Annotated in this window: 1 protein-coding gene; it reads left to right on the forward strand. The window is 58.5% G+C overall.

Features of this window, described 5'->3' with window-relative positions:
- Positions 1 to 640 precede the first annotated feature (640 nt).
- The coding region (ssb, locus tag RZO55_RS08965) for a single-stranded DNA-binding protein (RefSeq protein WP_318063940.1) at positions 641 to 918 on the forward strand (278 nt) is incomplete at its 3' end.

Here is a 918-nt window from a genome sequence, read left to right on the forward strand (position 1 = left end):
CAGGCATAATACCTGTTTCTTTTTTGCCGGATCCGAACGAGAATGGTGCGGCGGCCGCCGTACTTCTCAGTCAAAAACCGAACATTCCTTGCGCCACGGAGCGGAGGCCTCAAGCTGGAACTCGAACAAAGGGTCAGGGCCCGTCAGCTGGATCCGCCGGCTAGTCCCGAACGCTGAAGGCCTCCACCAATGGATGAGGAATCCTGACCGGTCAAGGGCGCCCCCGGCGTCCCGCCCCGCGGGATCGAGGAGCGTAGCGACGATGACCCTTGACCGGTTCCCCCGGGCCCGGACGCTTTCCCCGCCGCCGGGCGGCGGGCTTTCTCCGCCCGCCCGGCCTGCCACGCGGCGAGCGCGGGAGAGTCCAGAGAGGGCTGGCCCTCTCTGGGGAGGGCGCTTGAGCTCAAGGGTCTGCGCTTCCGGCGGGCCTCAGGGAATCTAGGAGGATGGCTGCTGTCTGAATTTGCTGACTTCTGCGGATGGCCTGGCCAAACCGCAAATTTTTTTCGCAAAACCACTTGACCTTTGTTCAAGATGGTGCTATACTATAATTGAACAAAGTTCAAGAGGGGGTTTAAAATGACTGGTAGAGACGACGATATTAGACCACAACCTGTAGGAATCTAAGGAGGGGTTTTTTATGATCAATCGGGTGATTTTAGTCGGTCGTCTCGCGCAGGATCCCGAACTCCGGTACACTCCGAAAGGTGTGGCCGTCACCACTTTCACGCTGGCGGTGAACCGCCGGTTCACCAACCAGCAGGGGGAGCGGGAAGCGGATTTCATTGATATCGTCATTTGGCGGCAGCTGGCCGAAACCTGTGCCGAACACCTGAAAAAAGGACGCTTGGTCGGCGTGGACGGACGGTTGCAGATCCGAAGCTATGAAAACAGCGAAGGAAGACGGATTAAAGTAGC

Origin of the sequence: Clostridium boliviensis (assembly GCF_033342255.1) — a bacterium.
Taxonomy (GTDB): domain Bacteria; phylum Bacillota; class Clostridia; order Lachnospirales; family Lachnospiraceae; genus Lacrimispora; species Lacrimispora boliviensis.